18 protein-coding genes are annotated in these 16,037 nt (G+C 32.5%); 6 read left to right on the forward strand and 12 right to left on the reverse strand.

Annotated features, from left to right (window positions below):
• Positions 1-24 precede the first annotated feature (24 nt).
• From ACTHPI_RS01030 to argF, 5 genes are all read right to left on the reverse strand, one after another.
• Positions 25-1,422: an amino acid permease gene (locus ACTHPI_RS01030; protein WP_445352323.1), complete on the reverse strand. Its 1,398-nt coding sequence runs from the start codon at positions 1,420-1,422 to the stop codon at positions 25-27.
• 42 nt (positions 1,423-1,464) lie between these two features.
• The gene (locus ACTHPI_RS01035) at positions 1,465-2,925 is read right to left on the reverse strand and encodes a basic amino acid/polyamine antiporter (protein ID WP_445352324.1); all 1,461 of its coding nucleotides are present in this window, start codon (positions 2,923-2,925) and stop codon (positions 1,465-1,467) included.
• 107 nt (positions 2,926-3,032) lie between these two features.
• Positions 3,033-4,259 carry an arginine deiminase gene (gene arcA, locus ACTHPI_RS01040; RefSeq protein ID WP_445352325.1) on the reverse strand — a complete coding sequence of 409 codons (1,227 nt, stop codon included), beginning with the start codon at positions 4,257-4,259 and terminating at the stop codon, positions 3,033-3,035.
• A gap of 37 nt (positions 4,260-4,296) precedes the next feature.
• On the reverse strand, positions 4,297-5,226 hold the full coding sequence (gene arcC, locus ACTHPI_RS01045; RefSeq protein ID WP_445352326.1) for a carbamate kinase: 930 nt from the start codon (positions 5,224-5,226) through the stop codon (positions 4,297-4,299).
• Positions 5,227-5,237: 11 nt separating this feature from the next.
• A complete protein-coding gene (gene argF / locus ACTHPI_RS01050; protein ID WP_445352327.1) occupies positions 5,238-6,245 on the reverse strand; it encodes an ornithine carbamoyltransferase in 1,008 nt (335 codons plus the stop codon).
• 354 nt (positions 6,246-6,599) lie between these two features.
• Between argF and ACTHPI_RS01055 the strand changes: the two genes are divergently transcribed.
• Positions 6,600-7,109, forward strand: coding sequence for a response regulator (locus ACTHPI_RS01055; protein ID WP_445352328.1), 510 nt, complete (start codon positions 6,600-6,602; stop codon positions 7,107-7,109).
• A gap of 5 nt (positions 7,110-7,114) precedes the next feature.
• On the forward strand, positions 7,115-7,444 hold the full coding sequence (locus ACTHPI_RS01060; protein ID WP_445352329.1) for a DNA-binding domain-containing protein: 330 nt from the start codon (positions 7,115-7,117) through the stop codon (positions 7,442-7,444).
• 80 nt (positions 7,445-7,524) lie between these two features.
• Here the strand turns inward: ACTHPI_RS01060 and ACTHPI_RS01065 are convergent, their stop codons facing one another.
• Together ACTHPI_RS01065 and ACTHPI_RS01070 are read right to left on the reverse strand one after the other, a co-directional pair.
• Positions 7,525-8,148, reverse strand: a complete 624-nt coding sequence (locus ACTHPI_RS01065; protein ID WP_144355873.1) for a TetR/AcrR family transcriptional regulator — start codon at positions 8,146-8,148, stop codon at positions 7,525-7,527.
• Positions 8,149-8,275: 127 nt separating this feature from the next.
• Positions 8,276-8,518: a hypothetical protein gene (locus tag ACTHPI_RS01070; protein ID WP_445352330.1), complete on the reverse strand. Its 243-nt coding sequence runs from the start codon at positions 8,516-8,518 to the stop codon at positions 8,276-8,278.
• An 80-nt stretch (positions 8,519-8,598) separates the two neighbouring features.
• On the opposite strand from ACTHPI_RS01070, the gene ACTHPI_RS01075 reads away from it, so the two are divergent.
• Entirely contained in the window at positions 8,599-10,008 is a 1,410-nt protein-coding gene (locus ACTHPI_RS01075) for a C69 family dipeptidase (RefSeq protein WP_445352331.1), read from the forward strand.
• Positions 10,009-10,064: 56 nt separating this feature from the next.
• Here ACTHPI_RS01075 and ACTHPI_RS01080 read toward each other — a convergent pair whose 3' ends face one another.
• The 4 genes from ACTHPI_RS01080 to ACTHPI_RS01095 all read right to left on the reverse strand — a co-directional run bounded on the left by ACTHPI_RS01080 (position 10,065) and on the right by ACTHPI_RS01095 (position 13,044).
• The gene (locus ACTHPI_RS01080) at positions 10,065-10,739 is read right to left on the reverse strand and encodes an ABC transporter ATP-binding protein (RefSeq protein WP_445352332.1); all 675 of its coding nucleotides are present in this window, start codon (positions 10,737-10,739) and stop codon (positions 10,065-10,067) included.
• A gap of 2 nt (positions 10,740-10,741) precedes the next feature.
• Positions 10,742-11,803 carry an ABC transporter permease gene (locus ACTHPI_RS01085; protein ID WP_445352333.1) on the reverse strand — a complete coding sequence of 354 codons (1,062 nt, stop codon included), beginning with the start codon at positions 11,801-11,803 and terminating at the stop codon, positions 10,742-10,744.
• Positions 11,803-12,333, reverse strand: a complete 531-nt coding sequence (locus ACTHPI_RS01090) for a TetR/AcrR family transcriptional regulator (RefSeq protein WP_445352334.1) — start codon at positions 12,331-12,333, stop codon at positions 11,803-11,805. Before ACTHPI_RS01090 ends, ACTHPI_RS01085 begins: the two co-directional genes overlap by 1 nt.
• Before the next feature lie 111 nt (positions 12,334-12,444).
• On the reverse strand, positions 12,445-13,044 hold the full coding sequence (locus ACTHPI_RS01095) for a histidine phosphatase family protein (protein WP_445352335.1): 600 nt from the start codon (positions 13,042-13,044) through the stop codon (positions 12,445-12,447).
• Between the two features lie 121 nt (positions 13,045-13,165).
• Between ACTHPI_RS01095 and ACTHPI_RS01100 the strand changes: the two genes are divergently transcribed.
• Complete coding sequence (locus tag ACTHPI_RS01100) at positions 13,166-13,921, forward strand: alpha/beta hydrolase (RefSeq protein ID WP_445352336.1); 756 nt, start codon at positions 13,166-13,168, stop codon at positions 13,919-13,921.
• Here the strand turns inward: ACTHPI_RS01100 and yaaA are convergent.
• Positions 13,918-14,679: a peroxide stress protein YaaA gene (gene yaaA / locus ACTHPI_RS01105; RefSeq protein WP_445352337.1), complete on the reverse strand. Its 762-nt coding sequence runs from the start codon at positions 14,677-14,679 to the stop codon at positions 13,918-13,920. The two genes, ACTHPI_RS01100 and yaaA, sit on opposite strands and share 4 nt — an antisense overlap.
• A 63-nt stretch (positions 14,680-14,742) precedes the next feature.
• Here yaaA and ACTHPI_RS01110 point away from each other — a divergent pair, with 63 nt between their 5' ends.
• Together ACTHPI_RS01110 and lepB are read left to right on the forward strand one after the other, a co-directional pair.
• Positions 14,743-15,387 (forward strand): hypothetical protein, encoded by a 645-nt coding sequence (locus ACTHPI_RS01110; RefSeq protein ID WP_445352338.1) that lies wholly within the window; start codon positions 14,743-14,745, stop codon positions 15,385-15,387.
• 62 nt (positions 15,388-15,449) lie between these two features.
• The gene (lepB, locus tag ACTHPI_RS01115; RefSeq protein WP_445352339.1) at positions 15,450-16,001 is read left to right on the forward strand and encodes a signal peptidase I; all 552 of its coding nucleotides are present in this window, start codon (positions 15,450-15,452) and stop codon (positions 15,999-16,001) included.
• Positions 16,002-16,037 lie beyond the last annotated feature (36 nt).

Consider the following 16,037-nt stretch of genomic DNA (forward strand, 5'->3'; position numbering starts at 1 on the left):
TTGATTTCTAGAGAAGATTATACTTCATAAATGAATATATCCCTGAACAATAAAAATCATTGCAATACTTCCAATTGCTACAATACCACTGGCTACAAATTTTTCTTTATTTGTTAATTTTCCAGGAGATGCTAAATATAATGGAATACCTAAGCCAAATAGTATTGTACTTGCAAATACATACTCAATCCCTGCAGCAATTAGCATATAAATTGTATATATTACAGCTAAACTCGCAAACAATTTAAACCAATAATCTTTCTTTTGATGATAGGCAACTTTTGCTCCATACATTGCAGATAATAAATATGATACTAATGTCATTGAAGCTGCTAAAGTATAGGCAACTGTATAAGCACTTTGAAGTTGGGGGAGTAATAAAAGCAATAAAAAGAATTGCATAATCAAAGTGTAAACGAGTAAAGCATAACTTGGTACTTTATGTTTATTTAGTTTTTTGAATTTTTTAGGCAAATTATTGTCGATACTTGTAACATAAGCTATTTCTGGTCCAATTATAAACCAACTTAATAAGGCCCCTAATAAAGAAATTAACAAACCTATTTTTATAATTAAGCTACCTAAATATGCAAACCGATTTTGTTTAAACACAGTTACTAAAGGCACAAGAGAGTGTGATAATTCTTTAGGTGTTGCAATTCCCATAGGAAAAATAGATACAAGCATATATAAGATTAAAACTATTAAGAAACTTACAACTGTAGCAATCCCTACATCATTAGGTTTTTTTGCCCTGCGAGACATTGTCACAGCTGCTTCAATTCCTACAAAGCACCAAACAATTGTACTCATAGCATCATTAATTTGAGTTCCTAGAGAAGAAAAATGATGATTTACTATTAATACACTTGTCCAGTTTGGCACATTAAGTTTATTAAAATCAAAAGTGAATATTCCGATTATAATTACTAAAAATAAAGGAATTATTTTCAAAATAGTCACTACAGCATTTAAAATACTTGCTTCTTGAGTACCAAGCCATGCTATTAGTGTATATATCCATAAAATTGCTGAGCCTCCGATAAAACACCATAAAGATGATAATGCATGGGGACCAAGCATACTATTTAAAGCTTTGAAAAATAAAGTAATGAAGGCGATATTTCCAAAAATGGAACCCAACCAATAACCCCAAAATGAGTTAAAACCCATATAATTCCCAAAACCAGCTTTGGAATAAGTATATATTCCTCCTGTTAGCTCTGGTTTAAGAACTGATAATTTATAAAAAACTAGTACTAACATTAAAATTCCAAATCCACCAATTACCCAAGCAATTAGTGAGGCTAGTGGATTAGCCTTCATAATTAAATCAGTCGGACTATTAAATATGCCACCACCAATTATCGTACCTACAATTAGAGCAATTAAGAGGAATATATTTAGTTTCTTCTCCTTCACTATTTTCCACTCTCTTTTCAACTTCAAATTGTTTTTTGCAGATTAATTAATTACAATAACTCCGCTAATCAACAAACTAATTGCCACTACACTTAAAAGTAAAATTAAAACAATAGTCCATTTTTCGCCTGCTGATAATTTCCTATTGTTTTCTTTGCAAGCTAAGTAATAAATGTAAAAGCCTGGAATAAAACTAATTGATACTAATAGTACTTCTTGCCAACCAGCTAATACCATACATGCCAACATGAAGCCTGCAGAAAGTAACCCTATAGTAAATTGCCACCATTCTTTAGAGCGAGCACTATATTTCATTTGATATAAACCAACAAATAAGTAAGAAAATAGAATGGCTGCACTACATAGGCTATAAGCAAATTCATATGCTTCTTGAGTAAACAAAAGTGAGAAAAGAAAAATAGTTTGCAAAACGGCAGTAATCATCAAGGAAGCAGTAGGTGCCTTCTTTGAATTTAGTTTTCCCCATAGCTTTGGCATTGACTTATCATTAGCAATCAACATAGTAGTTTCTGCTGGAAGCATTGTCCAAGAAAGCCATGAAACTAATGTTGAGATAATCAATCCAACATTAATTAAGACAGCTCCCCAAGTTCCTACAGTTGCCTGAAGAACTTGTCCAATAGCTGGTTGACCCATGCTTGCTAATTGTGCTCGAGTTAAAGTACCGTATGGTAATATTGAAATTAACACGTAAATAATAACTAAAATAGCAAATCCAATTAAAGATGCTTGGCGTGCATCTCTTTGAGATTTTGCTCTGCTAGCCATAACTGAAGCACCTTCTACACCAATGAATACCCAAATCAAAGTCATCAAAGTTCCCTTAATTTGTTCTCCAAATGATCCAGTTACAGTTCCTTTCGAAGCATTATTTGCTACTCTACCCCAAAAATCTGCAGTAAAGAGACCAGCTTTAAAACTTACAAACATAATACAAATAAATATCAATAATGGTAAAACTTTGCAAATTGTCCCAATCATATTAATGAAAGAAGCACTTTCTACACCATTATTTACCAAAATCGTCAACAGCCAGCAAAAAATAGCTGCTACTATAATTGATGGTAAATTCTGACCACCCTTAAAAGTTGGAATGAACATTCCAAGAGCACTCATTAACATTGTGGCAAATGCAATATTGCCTAGCCATGCTGACAGCCAATAAGACCATCCAGAAATAAACTCACCCAAATGACCAAATCCAGCTCCAGCATAAGAAAAGATACCTGACTCTAAATCTGGTCTTTTTTCTGACAAATTATTAAGTGATAATACTAAAAATAAAAATCCTAATCCAACAAAGATCCAAGAAAGTATAGCTGGACCTGGAGCGGCTGCTTGAGCTACATCTTTGGTAATACCAAAGATTCCAGTTCCGATACATGAACTTACAATTAAAGCAATTAGTTCACCTTTACCAATACCCTTTTTATTTTTAACAGTGGGTTCTTCGTTAGATACAGCTTGTCCTGTTTCATCCATGATTGTATCCTTTCATAAATTGAATAAATCTTTTAAATAAAAAGGAGCAAATTTATCCGATAATATCTATTTGGATAAATTTGCTGCCATTTTATATATCTCCTAAATTAAATATCTTCACGAACTATTGGACATGACATACAACGAGGGCCGCCACGACCACGTGATAATTCACTTGAAGAAACTTCATTAACCGTAATTCCATGCTTACGCAATACTTCATTTGATACATAGTTACGATCATATGTAACTACGACTCCTGGAGCAATAGCCAAAGTATTCGAACCATCATTCCATTGCTCACGTGCAGCAATGACAGGGTCTCCACCACCAGTTGGAATAAGATCAATTTCAGATTTATTAAGAGCTTTCTTAAGAATATTTACTAAGTTGGTCTCATGTTCAATACTAATTTCACCATTTTCAGCAGGATGTAAAATATAAGCATCGATACTGCCATCATTCTTTAAGATTTCTGGGTGAACAGTAAATTGATCATAATTAATCATTGTAAATACTGTATCAAGGTGCATCATAGCGTGATTATGCGGAATATGAATTGCAATTACAGTATCATAATTTGATTTTTCAAATAAGCTGTGAGCTAATTCGGTAATTGCTTTTGCAGTAGTACGTTGTGAAATACCAATTGCTAATACGTGGTCATTAAGGACAAGTTCGTCGCCACCTTCAATATGGCCTTCTGGGTAACGATTACGCCATACTTCAACACTCTTATCAGCAAAACGTTCATTATGCTTAATAATATATTCTGTAAATAATGATTCACGCTGACGAGCTTTAAATGTCATACGGTTAATAGTAATACCATTACCAATACATGCTTGTTGGTCACGAGTAAAGTAAGCGTTTGGCATTGGATCCATGTAGAATGGATAGTCTTGATCTTCAGCTAATTCTGCTAAAGTCTTAAATTTAGTCTTAATCTTATCTTTACGAACACCAGCAATAATTTCATTGACCATTTCCTTAGTATTGAAGCTAAGTAGATATTCTTTTAGCCCATCACGAATTGGTCCATCAGCATAGCCAGATTCTGCGATAATCTTATCAAGAAATTCGCTCTTGATATTGTCATCTCTTAAAGCATCTGCTAATAAATCTTCAAGATATAAAACTTCTGCTCCATTCTTTTTAAGAGTTTGAGCAAATTCATCATGTTCTTTTTGAGCAATTGGCAAATATGGAATATCGTCAACTAACATTCTGTGCAAAATTTCAGGATAGACATTTTCAATTTCTCTACCTGGTCTATGCAACATAACTACTTTTAATTTTCCGATTTCAGATGTTACATGAATTGGATCAGTCATAAAACATACCTCCTTTTTATAATTTTTAATAATTTATCTAGTTAGAAATTACCGTGCCAACTTTACCTGCCAAAGCATCATCTAATCCATCAAGAGAAGTGATTAATGCTTCATGACCTGGATGATTTTTGACAAATGTTAAGCAAGCTTTAACTTTAGGTAACATACTACCTGCAGCAAATTGACCTTCTTCAATCAACTTTTCAGCTTCTTGAATATTCAATGTCTTTATGGCTTTTTGATCAGGCTTACCATAGTTAATAAATACATGATCAACAGCTGTTAAAATGATTAACTTATCAGCATTTAATTTATCTGCTAATAACGCACTAGCTTGATCCTTATCAATTACAGCAGGAACTCCTTGTAAACCTTCATCGGTCATTACAACAGGAACTCCTCCACCTCCACCTGCAATTACTAAGTTTCCAGCATTTACTAAAGTTTTAATACTTTCTAACTCCATAATTTTTTTAGGCATTGGAGATGGAACTACCTGTCGATAACCTCTACCAGCATCTTCGACAAAAGTATATCCTTTATCTTTAGCAATCTTTTCAGCCTCTTCTTTTGAATAGAATCTGCCTACTGGTTTTGAAGGTTTTTCAAAAGCTTGATCCTTTGGATCTACAGCAATTTGAGTAATAATAGTTGCAACATTTTTGTTAATCCATTGCTTGTGAAGTTCATTTTCAAGACTTTGTTGTAAATGATAACCAATGTAGCCCTGACTCATAGCTCCACATTCTGGAAATGGAAATTCAGCTGTCTTGCCGTGTTCAGCTGCATAATTCATACCTAAGTTGATTTCACCAACTTGTGGCCCATTTCCGTGACTTACAACAACTTGATTACCTTGAGCAATTAAACCAATTAAAGAAGATGCTGTATTTTTAACTAACTTCAATTGCTCTTGAGGAGATTTACCTAAAGCATTGCCACCTAAGGCAACAACAATCCTTTCCATTGGAAATCCTCCTAGCCTTGTTCACCAAGTGTTGCAACCATAACTGCCTTAATTGTGTGCATACGATTTTCAGCTTCACGGAACACTACAGAATGATTACTTTCAAATACTTCATCAGTTACTTCCATTTCCTTAATTCCAAATTTTTCATAAATTTGTTTGCCAACTTCTGTGTCTAAGTTATGGAATGCTGGTAAGCAGTGTTCAAAAATAACATTTGGATTTCCGGTAGCTTTTAAAACGTCCATAGTTACTTGATATGGTTTCAAGAGATTAATTCTCTTTTCCCAAATTTCATCAGGTTCACCCATTGAAACCCAAACGTCAGCGTAAATTACATCCATGCCTTTAACGCCTTCGTCAATATCATTAGTAACTACAATCTTTGCACCAGTTTTAGCTGCAATTGCATTAGCCTTATCCAAGGTTTCTTTTGATGGCTCTAATTCTTTAGGAGTTACTACATGGTATTCCATACCCATTACTGCTGCACCTAGCATTAAAGCGTTTGAAACGTTATCACGTCCATCACCAACAAAAGCAAATTTAATTTCTTGGTATGGTTTCTTTAACACTTCATGTGCTGTTAAGAAGTCTGCAAGAACTTGTGTTGGGTGATCTTCATCAGTTAAACCATTCCAAACTGGAACACCTGAATACTTAGCTAAAATTTCAACATTTTTTTGTGAAAATCCACGGTATTCAATACCATCAAACATTCCACCAAGTACACGTGCTGTATCCTTAACAGATTCCTTCTTACCAATATGAGAACCACTTGGTCCTAAGTAAGTTACATGGGCACCTTCATCTTTTGCACCTACTTCAAATGAACAACGAGTACGAGTTGAACTCTTTTCAAAAATTAAAGCAATATTCTTACCTTTAAGATTTTGTCGCTCAGTACCTGCATACTTAGCTTTCTTCAAGTCTTCTGCTAAGTTAAGCATGTATTCAACTTCTCTAGTATTGAAATCTGCTAAAGTTAAAAAACTCCGATTACGTAAATTAAAAGCCATCAGTTTTTTCCTCCTGAATAATATATTTTTTGTTGCAACTTTTATGTTGTTTATAAAGTTCTAAATATCAAAAGCTTTAGACAGCGCTTTCATTTCGCTGCAATACTAATAATAGATACTGTCTTCACTATTCCTCACTTATCATCAAGAAATTTCAAAAAATATAATATAGTAATTTATATTTATATAAATTGAGGTAAATTTTATTCATAATAATTAATCGTGAAAATAATGATATACTAACAAAGAAAGCGCATTATCCAATGTTAATAAATTGGAATTTTTTCGTAAAAATAAAAAAAGCTGCTTCAAAAAGCTTCAAACTTTTTCAAGCAACTTCAAAAGGGGTATAAAATGAATTTTTATATTGTTGGTAAACAACAAAGTACAATAAATTACTTACGTGACATTATTGAAAGAGATTTTAATAATACAATTGTTGGAACTACTTCTGATCCTCAAGAAGCATTTTATGATGTAATGCGATTGAGCGTTGATATTATGTTTATTGATCTTAATCTAAATCGTAAAAACGGAATTGAATTAATTCAACAAATCCAACAAAACCATCATTATCCGCATTTCATTTTGCTTTCTTCTCAACCTACTGATGAAGAAATTACAAAAGCATATGAGAATGGAATCGACTTTTTAATTCGTAAACCAATAAATAAGGCAGAGGCAAAATCTATTGTAAAAATGGCTGCTCAAAATATTAAAATGTCAAACCGAATTATAAAAGTTTTGGACTTAGTAAGTGGCGCAGAAACAAATGCAAATACTATTATTGTAAGTAACAAGACAAAAAAGAAAGAAAACTCTTACGCAATTCTGCGATTCCTAGGCATAAACGGGGGGGTATAGGATACATGGATATTATTTCCATAATTAATGCTCTCATTGAACGTGAAATTCCATATGAATCTTTGTGTATAGAAGACCTTTTTAGATGTAATAAACAAGAAAAAAAGATAATTTTGCAAAGAGTTCGACGAGAAATCAAGGAAAGTTTGACTAATCTTGCTTATATGTGTATTGATTATCCCGAAGATGACATTGTTTTAGAATACGCAAACAATATTTTTGGCTATAGCAATGTACATACTGAAATTCAATATTTACATAATAAAACTTCAAATCACGGGCAAGTATCATTAAGGCAATTTTTTAATGGAATTGTTTATCAAAACGTAAAGTAATTTCTAACAACACAAAAAAGCACTTCCCTAAATTAGGAAGTGCTTTTTCTTAGACTGAAAGCACAGTGATTCAGATTGACTTAGGCTAATTGATCCTTAAGTGATGCATCTTCGCCAGAAGCAAACATTGGGTTTTCTTGAGTTTCGCTGAGACGATCGTTAAGCATTGCATCGTGAATTTGTGCATTAAGTACATTAACAATTTGATTTTGGTTAAAAGTAGCAATCTTGTTAACTACTAAAGCAGCCATACCAGTAGTAGAAATCCAGTTAGCAATTACAATATCACGAACTCTTTCATCATCGTAATTAGTATTGCTGTATTGTTCTTTGAACTTTTCAGTTCCAAGTTCCATCAAAGTATCAGAAATAACTTTGCTACCAAACTTACCGTCTACAAACATTGCGCGGAATAAGTTTACATGCTTTTCTGCAAAATCAATGTATGATAAGTCTAAATCAATTAAAGCATCACCTGTAAACTTTTGTTGTAAAGTCTTAGTTTTCAAGTCATTTGAAATTCTTGCAAGTACTTGTTCACGCAAGTCATTCATATTACTAAATTCAAGATACAAAGGTTGGGTTGAAAAGTGTCCAGTCTTTGCGATGCTACGAGCAGTTAAACCTTCAATACCATCTTTAACTGCCATCTTATAAGCAACATCTAAAATTTTATCTCTACTAATTTCTTTCTTTCTTGCCATTTTAAACACCTCAATCAGAATTACTCAGCTGTGCTTTTCAGTTACAGTCGTTATTTTTCTCTTCACAACTATAATAACGCTATAAAATAACAAATGCAAGTGTTAAATGACAAATGTTTTTTTATTTTTATAATCTTGAAAACAGTGATGTGCTGGCACCACCAGTAAATTGGTCATAGTTAGAGTTAACCATTTCAATAACTTCTTGCTTATCTAATCCTTGAGATGCACAATAAGCAAAGAGCGCTGCAGACAGTATGTAACCGCGTTCACGAGAATCAGTAAGATTATCTGAAAACTTCATATTAATTGCTTGATCCTTATAATCTGTCTCGAGCTTAATTGACTTATTTTCAATTTCTTCATTCATAATAAAACCTCTATTTTTTCAAAAAATATTTTTCAAGTTATAATAATTATAATTCAAATTAGCAGAAAGTGTGAAAATCTATGGAAACAAAAGTTGGTCGTTCATCATGTACTTCAATTTTAATAGGTAAAAAAGCCTCTCTCTCTGGCAGTGTAATGATTGGACGTAATGAAGACGCTAAAACTGCATGGCCAAAACACTTGGCATTCAATAAACATGAAATAATTCAAGAAAATCATTTTAAGTCAAAAGATAACAAGTTTGAAATAAATCTTCCAAATGAAAAATTTGCTTATTCTTCAACTCCTGAATGGACTGATAAATACGGCGTATTTGAAGAAGATGGAATAAACGAGCATCATGTAGCAATGAGTGCAACTGAAAGTGCCTATGCAAATGACAGAGTTCAAGCTGCTGACCCCTTTGACACTGAAAAAGGAATTCTTGAAGAAGCCATGGTAACTGTAGTATTGCCTTACATAAAAACAGCTCGCGAAGGTGTGGCGCGTTTAGGCGATATTGTAGAAAAATATGGAGCTGCTGAAGCTGATGGAATTTTATTCGCTGATTCTAATGAAGCTTGGTATATGGAAATCGGCTCTGGTCACCATTGGGTAGCTGAGCGTATTCCTGATGATTCATATGCTGTAGTTGCAAATCAACTAGCAATCCAAGAAATTGACTTCGACAGTGATAATTTTATGTATTCTAAAGGTATTCGTGATTTTGTTTACAATAACAAATTATGGCCTGAAAATATTCCATTTAACTTCCGTGAAATTTTTGGTACTCACGATGATAGTGATTTACACTATAATACACCTCGGGTTTGGATTGGACAAAAATTACTTACTCCTTCAGTAGTACAAAATCCACAAAGTTTTGATTTGCCATTTACAAGAAAACCTGATCACCCGTTATCAGCTCAAGATGCGCAAAGTGTGTTAAGCAATCACTATCAAAATACTCCATATGATTTAACTAATCAAAAGAATAAAGATAATGCTACCTTTAGACCTATTTCAGTAGCTACTACTCAAGAGTCTCATTTACTTGAATTAAATGGTGAAAAAATGATTCACTGGCTAGCAATGGGAGTAGCTTCTCAAAGTGTCTACATTCCATTTTATCCACAAGGCACAAAAGTTCCTACAATGTATAAATATGGAAAAGAAACCTATAGTCAAAATTCAGCTTATTGGGTATTCAAACTTGCAAGTACTTTAGTTGATCGTGACTGGAGTAAATATGGAACTGACTTAGCCAATGCACAAAGTGAAGCTAATCAAAAAGTTAACAGAATCCGTTACGAATTCGATCAAAAATTAGCTAAAGAAACTGATGATAAACAAAGAATCAATTTAGTTAATGAAGCAAATAATAAAATGGCAAAAACTGCACTAGATATTTTCCGTGAATTAAATGCTAAATTAATTACAAAACAAACAGCAGATTCACCTCTTCGCTTCCAAATGGATCCTAATTTATAATAAACAAATAACCTACTTCGCAATTGAAGTAGGTTATTTTCATACACATGATACTATTATCTCTTCTTACTCATTTTACCATCCATCATTTCATAAATATGGTCGGCATATTTTTCAAGACGAGGGTCATGAGTAACAAGGATAATTGCTTTATTACGTTCTTTGGCTAACTTTTTAAATAATTTTCCAACTTCTTCTACGTTCTTCGTATCAAGAGACGCAGTTGGTTCATCTGCCAAGAGAATATCAGGGTTAGCATACAAAGCTCTAGCAATTGCGACACGTTGCTGCTGACCACCAGATAATTCATTAGGATATTTTTTAACCAATTTTTCTATACCTAAATCCTTAAACAATTTATCTAAGTCTTCTTTAGATAAGTTGTTTTGTTTTTTAACTTTATCAACTAAAACAAATTGTTCATGAACATTTAAAAATGGTACCAAGTTATAAGCTTGTAAGACAAAACCAATCTTATTCAATCGCAAATAATTACTTTGCTTAGCAGAAAACTTTGTAATATCTTTACCATCAATTAAAACTGCTCCAGAAGTAGGTTTTTGAAGTGAGCCAGCAATTGTTAAGAATGTACTTTTTCCAGCTCCACTTGGTCCCATGATTAAGACTACTTCACCTTTATTAGCTTGAAAGTTGACATCTTTTAACGCTTCTACGCGTGCAATTCCTTTTCCATAAAATTTATTAACATCTTTTAATTCAATGACTGCCATAATTATTCACCAATCGCTTTCGCAGGGTCTACTTTAAGAATTGATCTTACTGGAATCAAACTACCAATAATTCCCATCAAAAGCATCCCAATACTTCCAGCAAACATAATTGCAGGAGTAAATTTCATTGGAACACTTGCTGGTAAGAATAATGCTGTAATCCACATCATAATAAGAGCAATTACTACTCCTACCACTACTAAAATAATTGATTGACTAACTGTAGCTCCCACAAGAGTCTTAGATGGGATTCCTTGAGCACGCATTACTGCAAAATTGTGCATCTTTTGCATAGTCAAAATATACAAAAATACTGCAATAATAATTAATGAAATAACAAACAAAAATCCAATCATTAATTCAAAAGTCATATTTTGAGCAGTGTAGCCAGGTAATTTATCAATTACGGTTGCAACATTATAAGTTTTTGCATTTTTATGGTTAAACTTATAATTTGGATTTTGTGAAATAATCGCTGAAACTTTTACATTGTTCATTCCCTGACGAAGTGACTTCCAAGTAGATAAACTACCATAAACAATAGGAGCAATATTTATTTTGGCATTTTTTACAAAACCTACAATCTTAAATTTTTTATCAGAATCATTTAGTTTAATTTTATCGCCTAATTTGTACCCTTTATCTTGAAAAGCCTTATCTACTGTTACTTCATTACTATTTTTAGCTTTTCTTCCTGAAAGTAAACTTTGTCCTTTATAAATAAATTGGGACTTCTCAATTCCTAAAAATTGTGCTGAAATTGAAGCTTCATCTTTAGCCTTAACCACCACTGGTGTTAAGCCAAGATAAGCTTCTTTTTTACCCATTTTTGCTCCTTTTAAATCCTCTGAAGTTAAAATGGATTGAGACAAGCTTATGTTGGCATTTTTATTTAAAACAACTTGCTTTGTATCCCAAGAATTAATTGCTTGGGTATTTTCATCACCTAATCCAAGTGCTAATGAAGATAGCATAAAAATTAAGTAACTTATCAAAAATATCATTAAAATTATTAATCCATAACGTAGTTTTTCACGTTGGATTTCTTTAAATGCTAAAAACATTACTCTTTAGCCCCCTTATCTAATAAGTAAAGAGCTTCTTTATAGCGTTTTAAGTTTCGATCTTTATTATCAGGATCAGCAAACACAGAATTAATGACTTCATGACTTAATACCATTGCACTCCACATTTCTGGAGACATATGCAATAATTGCTCAGAGTTAGTCTTCATACTATCAGGAAGTGCTGCTTCATTTTGAAGCATATGCAATTTCATCATTGGTTCATACTTACTATGACGAGTATCATCAATAAATTTTAAAACTCTATCATAGAAAAAATCTGGATCAAATTTATCTCCAGGACTCATGTTGACATGAATATCCTGAATTGCAATTCGATAAAGATACATATAAGCATCTGTCAAATCATCAAAGTATTTATAAAAAGCTCCTCGCGCAATTCCTGCATCTTTAACAATTCTAGCCACTTGACTATCTGTAAGTGCATGATGACTAAATTCATTTAAAAGAGCCTCAGTCACGCGTTTTTTCTTAACTTCCGGTAAACGTGTAAAAGTTGCCTTGACCATAATTATCCTCTTTCCCTTTAGTGACATAACGTCATTTAATACACTTATATAATAGGAACTAATTGACACAATGTCAATAAAAAAGTATTAAAAAAAGACGATTTTTTCGTCTTATGCTAAAACTCGATTGTAATAAATTAAACGATTAATTCCTTGTCTAATAGAAAATTCTGCCAAACCGCAATTTTCCATAGTTTGAAAGGCATCTATATTGCCATTTGCAATCAAATGTGCAGCCATCATTCTAATTAAAGTTCCATGGGCTACTACTAATATCTTTTTATCTGGATATTTTTTAATCATTTCATCCAAAAAACTAGCACATCTTGCTTCAAGTTCACTCATGCTTTCGCCATTAGGAGCATACTTAACATAATTGCCATTAGCTTTACCCCAAGGGTCAATGGCATCAGGATACTTTTGTGCCATATCTGTTAACAAAGCACCATCCCATTCACCATAATCAAATTCAAGCAAACGTTTATCTAAAATAATGTCTTTTTTACCTTTAGTAAAAATTCTCGCAGTTTCAAATGCTCTTTTCATTGGACTAGCATATACAACATCAAATTGACTTTCATCAAACTTTTTAGCAGAATCCTCAGCCAATTTTCTTCCTACTTCATTTAATTCAGCGTCAATATTTGATCCTTGAATTTTCCCAGATTTATTTACATTTGTTTGTCCATGTCTAATAAATACAATTTCCATAATATCAACCTCACTTTAAAAAACATCTTACTATTTTATACAAATTCTTTCCATTTTCTTAACTTGTTTCACCATGAAAAGGATTAAAATATAAATATACAGTGTATTAAGGAGAAAATTTATGTCTCGTGTAACAATTCAAAGAGACGGTCTTACACTAGTTGGAGACCGCGAAGAACCATTTGGTGAAATTTATGATATGGCAATTATTATGCACGGTTTCACTGCTAATAGAAATACTGAGTTATTAAGACAAATTGCAAATAATTTGCGTGATGAAAATGTAGCAAGCGTCCGTTTTGACTTTAATGGTCATGGCGAAAGCGATGGCAAATTTGAAGATATGACTGTTCCAAATGAAATCGCAGATGCAAAAGCAATTTTAGCTTATGTAAGAACCGATCCCCATGTTAGAAATATCTTTTTAATTGGACATTCTCAAGGTGGTGTTGTTGCTTCAATGCTAGCTGGGCTTTATCCAGATATTATTAAAAAAGTTGTCCTCTTAGCTCCAGCCGCTTCTCTTAAAGATGATGCTTTAAAGGGTAACACACAAGGTGCAATTTATGATCCTCATCATGTACCTAATACAATTCCTCTAGTGGGAGAAAAAGCGGGGTTAAAACTTGGTGGCTTTTATGTTAGAACTGCTCAAGTTCTTCCAATTTATGAAATTTCTAGTCATTTCGACGGTCCCGTATCAATAATTGACGGTACAAATGATCAAGTAGTTGATCCAAAATATTCTAAAAAATATAATGATGTTTATTCAAATAGTGAACTTCATATGATTGAAGATGCGGATCATCGTTTTAGTGGAGAATATAAAGGAATTGCTGCAAAATTAGCTAGTGATTTTCTAAAGCCACTATTTTAATGCCGCTTAAAATCAAAATCTGTACGAAAAATATAATTAGTTTCCGTACTATTTTCTCTATCAAAAATGAAATCAAAATCATGAAAATCCTGCAATTCTGTAGGATTTTTTATTTGGTTTTCACAAATATATCGCGCCATTTCACCACGTGCCATTTTTGCATGGGTTCCAATCGTCTTCCATTTTCCATTGCGTTCTTCCAAAAAATCAATATCAATCATTTTTCGCTGTGAATCTGTATAAGGACGTATTGCACGAGAATATTCTTTAGAAGCTAAATTAATTACTATATCATTATCTTTATATAATTCTTTTGCAATTAAATCGCCCCAATAATGATACAAACTATAATCACGAAAACCTGTCATTTTTGCATTCATCTCTAATCGGTATGGCGTTACTCCATCAAAAGGACGCAAAATCCCATAGAATCCTGACAAAATTTTAAGATGGTCTTTTGCATAATCTAATCCTTTTTGAGAAAATATATCAGCTGCCATATATTGATACTGTATTCCATGATAAGCAACTAAAGCCGGAGTTAAATTATGATCTAAATCCATCACCTCAAGCTGCTTTAAACCCTCTTTAGTAATACGGTCACTAGATTTCCATAATTTTTGTAATTCATCTTGAGAGCGTGACTTTAAATATTTTTCCAAAATTCGGCTTTTATCTAAAAACTTCGGCATTGTCTCAACTTTAAAAGAATCTCTATCAACAAGCATTTTCTTAGCTGGAGAAATAATAATCTGCATTTTTTTGGCATCGCCTTTCTAATAAGTTACAATTAATAAGTATTAATTGAGAGGAGAAAAAATATGAATCCTGATTTTGCAATCGTCTTAAATTTTAACCTAAATAATGCTAAAAGTGTTGACTTTGACTCACTTGTAAAAAAGGCGCGTGATATTGGTGTACGTGCTATTAGTGCAAGTAATGATTTTCAAGAAGCTTGTGACAAATACACCATTAAGTTAATAGATGAACAAAATGGTGAAAATTTAACTACAGACAACGTCATTAATACAATTGTAGAAAATCGTAAAAATGGCGATAAAACTGTTATTAATATCAATTTAGAAGATGGAAAAATTTCTACTTCTGACGAAGAAATGCTTGAAAAAATCAATTCTTGGATGCATATGTTTGGACATGCGTTTAATGAAGGAATTCCAAGTGAATTAAGCGTTGATAAAGATGGCTTTGTTTTAGAAAATCGTCATGCAAATTATCAAAAGTATATCTTCTTAAAGAGTCCTATTCCTGAAAAAATTACAGTTGAAGGATTAAATGAAGAACCAAATCGAGTTGAATGGATTGAAAATCGTGTAGATTTAAAATTCAATTATAGGGATGAAAAGTTAGAAATTGAACTTGTAAAACCTGATGATGAATTTGACTGGGAAGTAATTCGCATTCAAGCACACCGTCCAGAAGATGACATTTTAGAAACTAAATTTTAATGAAATAAGCTGATTTAGACAGTTGAAAACTACTCACTTTAAAATAGATAATGAGGTAAATAATGAAAAACAAAAGCATATTTAAAGACATATTAGAAGTAATAATTCTGGTACTTATATTTATGGGAATTTATTATTCATTATTTAATTTCGTGTTTAGTAACGATACTGTGTCAGGGCCATCAATGCAACCTAATTTTGAATCTAATGATCGAGTTATTACAGTACGTCATAGTGACATACATCGTGGCGATATTGTAGTTATTAAAGCCCCAGATCAACCTAATGCTTTATATATCAAACGTGTAATTGGGATGCCAGGAGATACGATTAGTTTTAAGAATGACCAATTATACATAAATGGAAAAAAGCAAAATGAACCATACTTAGACTCAGGAAAGAAACTTTATTCAATGGGACAGATTTATACTAACAACTTTAGTTTGAAATCACGTGGTTTAGGAAATAAAGTTCCAAAAAATTCTTACTTTGTAATGGGAGATCATCGTAACGTATCTAATGACAGTCGAATGTTTGGTTATGTTAAACGTAGTGGCGTGATTGGTGTAGTAAAATTACGTTATTGGCCACTTAATAAAATTACTTGGTATTAGAAAACAAAAGCTGATACACCACTTAAAAAAGTAGAT

The organism is Lactobacillus sp. PSON (genome assembly GCF_052615405.1).

Excerpts from the sequence above, each read along its gene's own strand:
- ACTHPI_RS01035 (WP_445352324.1), bottom strand. The coding sequence starts at position 2,925 with ATGGATGAAACAGGACAAGCTGTATCTAACGAAGAACCCACTGTTAAA.
- arcA (WP_445352325.1), bottom strand. The coding sequence starts at position 4,259 with ATGACTGATCCAATTCATGTAACATCTGAAATCGGAAAATTAAAAGTA.
- arcC (WP_445352326.1), bottom strand. The coding sequence starts at position 5,226 with ATGGAAAGGATTGTTGTTGCCTTAGGTGGCAATGCTTTAGGTAAATCT.
- argF (WP_445352327.1), bottom strand. The coding sequence starts at position 6,245 with ATGGCTTTTAATTTACGTAATCGGAGTTTTTTAACTTTAGCAGATTTC.
- ACTHPI_RS01055 (WP_445352328.1), top strand. The coding sequence starts at position 6,600 with ATGAATTTTTATATTGTTGGTAAACAACAAAGTACAATAAATTACTTA.
- ACTHPI_RS01060 (WP_445352329.1), top strand. The coding sequence starts at position 7,115 with ATGGATATTATTTCCATAATTAATGCTCTCATTGAACGTGAAATTCCA.
- ACTHPI_RS01065 (WP_144355873.1), bottom strand. The coding sequence starts at position 8,148 with ATGGCAAGAAAGAAAGAAATTAGTAGAGATAAAATTTTAGATGTTGCT.
- ACTHPI_RS01070 (WP_445352330.1), bottom strand. The coding sequence starts at position 8,518 with ATGAATGAAGAAATTGAAAATAAGTCAATTAAGCTCGAGACAGATTAT.
- ACTHPI_RS01075 (WP_445352331.1), top strand. The coding sequence starts at position 8,599 with ATGGAAACAAAAGTTGGTCGTTCATCATGTACTTCAATTTTAATAGGT.
- ACTHPI_RS01080 (WP_445352332.1), bottom strand. The coding sequence starts at position 10,739 with ATGGCAGTCATTGAATTAAAAGATGTTAATAAATTTTATGGAAAAGGA.
- ACTHPI_RS01085 (WP_445352333.1), bottom strand. The coding sequence starts at position 11,803 with ATGTTTTTAGCATTTAAAGAAATCCAACGTGAAAAACTACGTTATGGA.
- ACTHPI_RS01090 (WP_445352334.1), bottom strand. The coding sequence starts at position 12,333 with ATGGTCAAGGCAACTTTTACACGTTTACCGGAAGTTAAGAAAAAACGC.
- ACTHPI_RS01095 (WP_445352335.1), bottom strand. The coding sequence starts at position 13,044 with ATGGAAATTGTATTTATTAGACATGGACAAACAAATGTAAATAAATCT.
- ACTHPI_RS01100 (WP_445352336.1), top strand. The coding sequence starts at position 13,166 with ATGTCTCGTGTAACAATTCAAAGAGACGGTCTTACACTAGTTGGAGAC.
- yaaA (WP_445352337.1), bottom strand. The coding sequence starts at position 14,679 with ATGCAGATTATTATTTCTCCAGCTAAGAAAATGCTTGTTGATAGAGAT.
- ACTHPI_RS01110 (WP_445352338.1), top strand. The coding sequence starts at position 14,743 with ATGAATCCTGATTTTGCAATCGTCTTAAATTTTAACCTAAATAATGCT.
- lepB (WP_445352339.1), top strand. The coding sequence starts at position 15,450 with ATGAAAAACAAAAGCATATTTAAAGACATATTAGAAGTAATAATTCTG.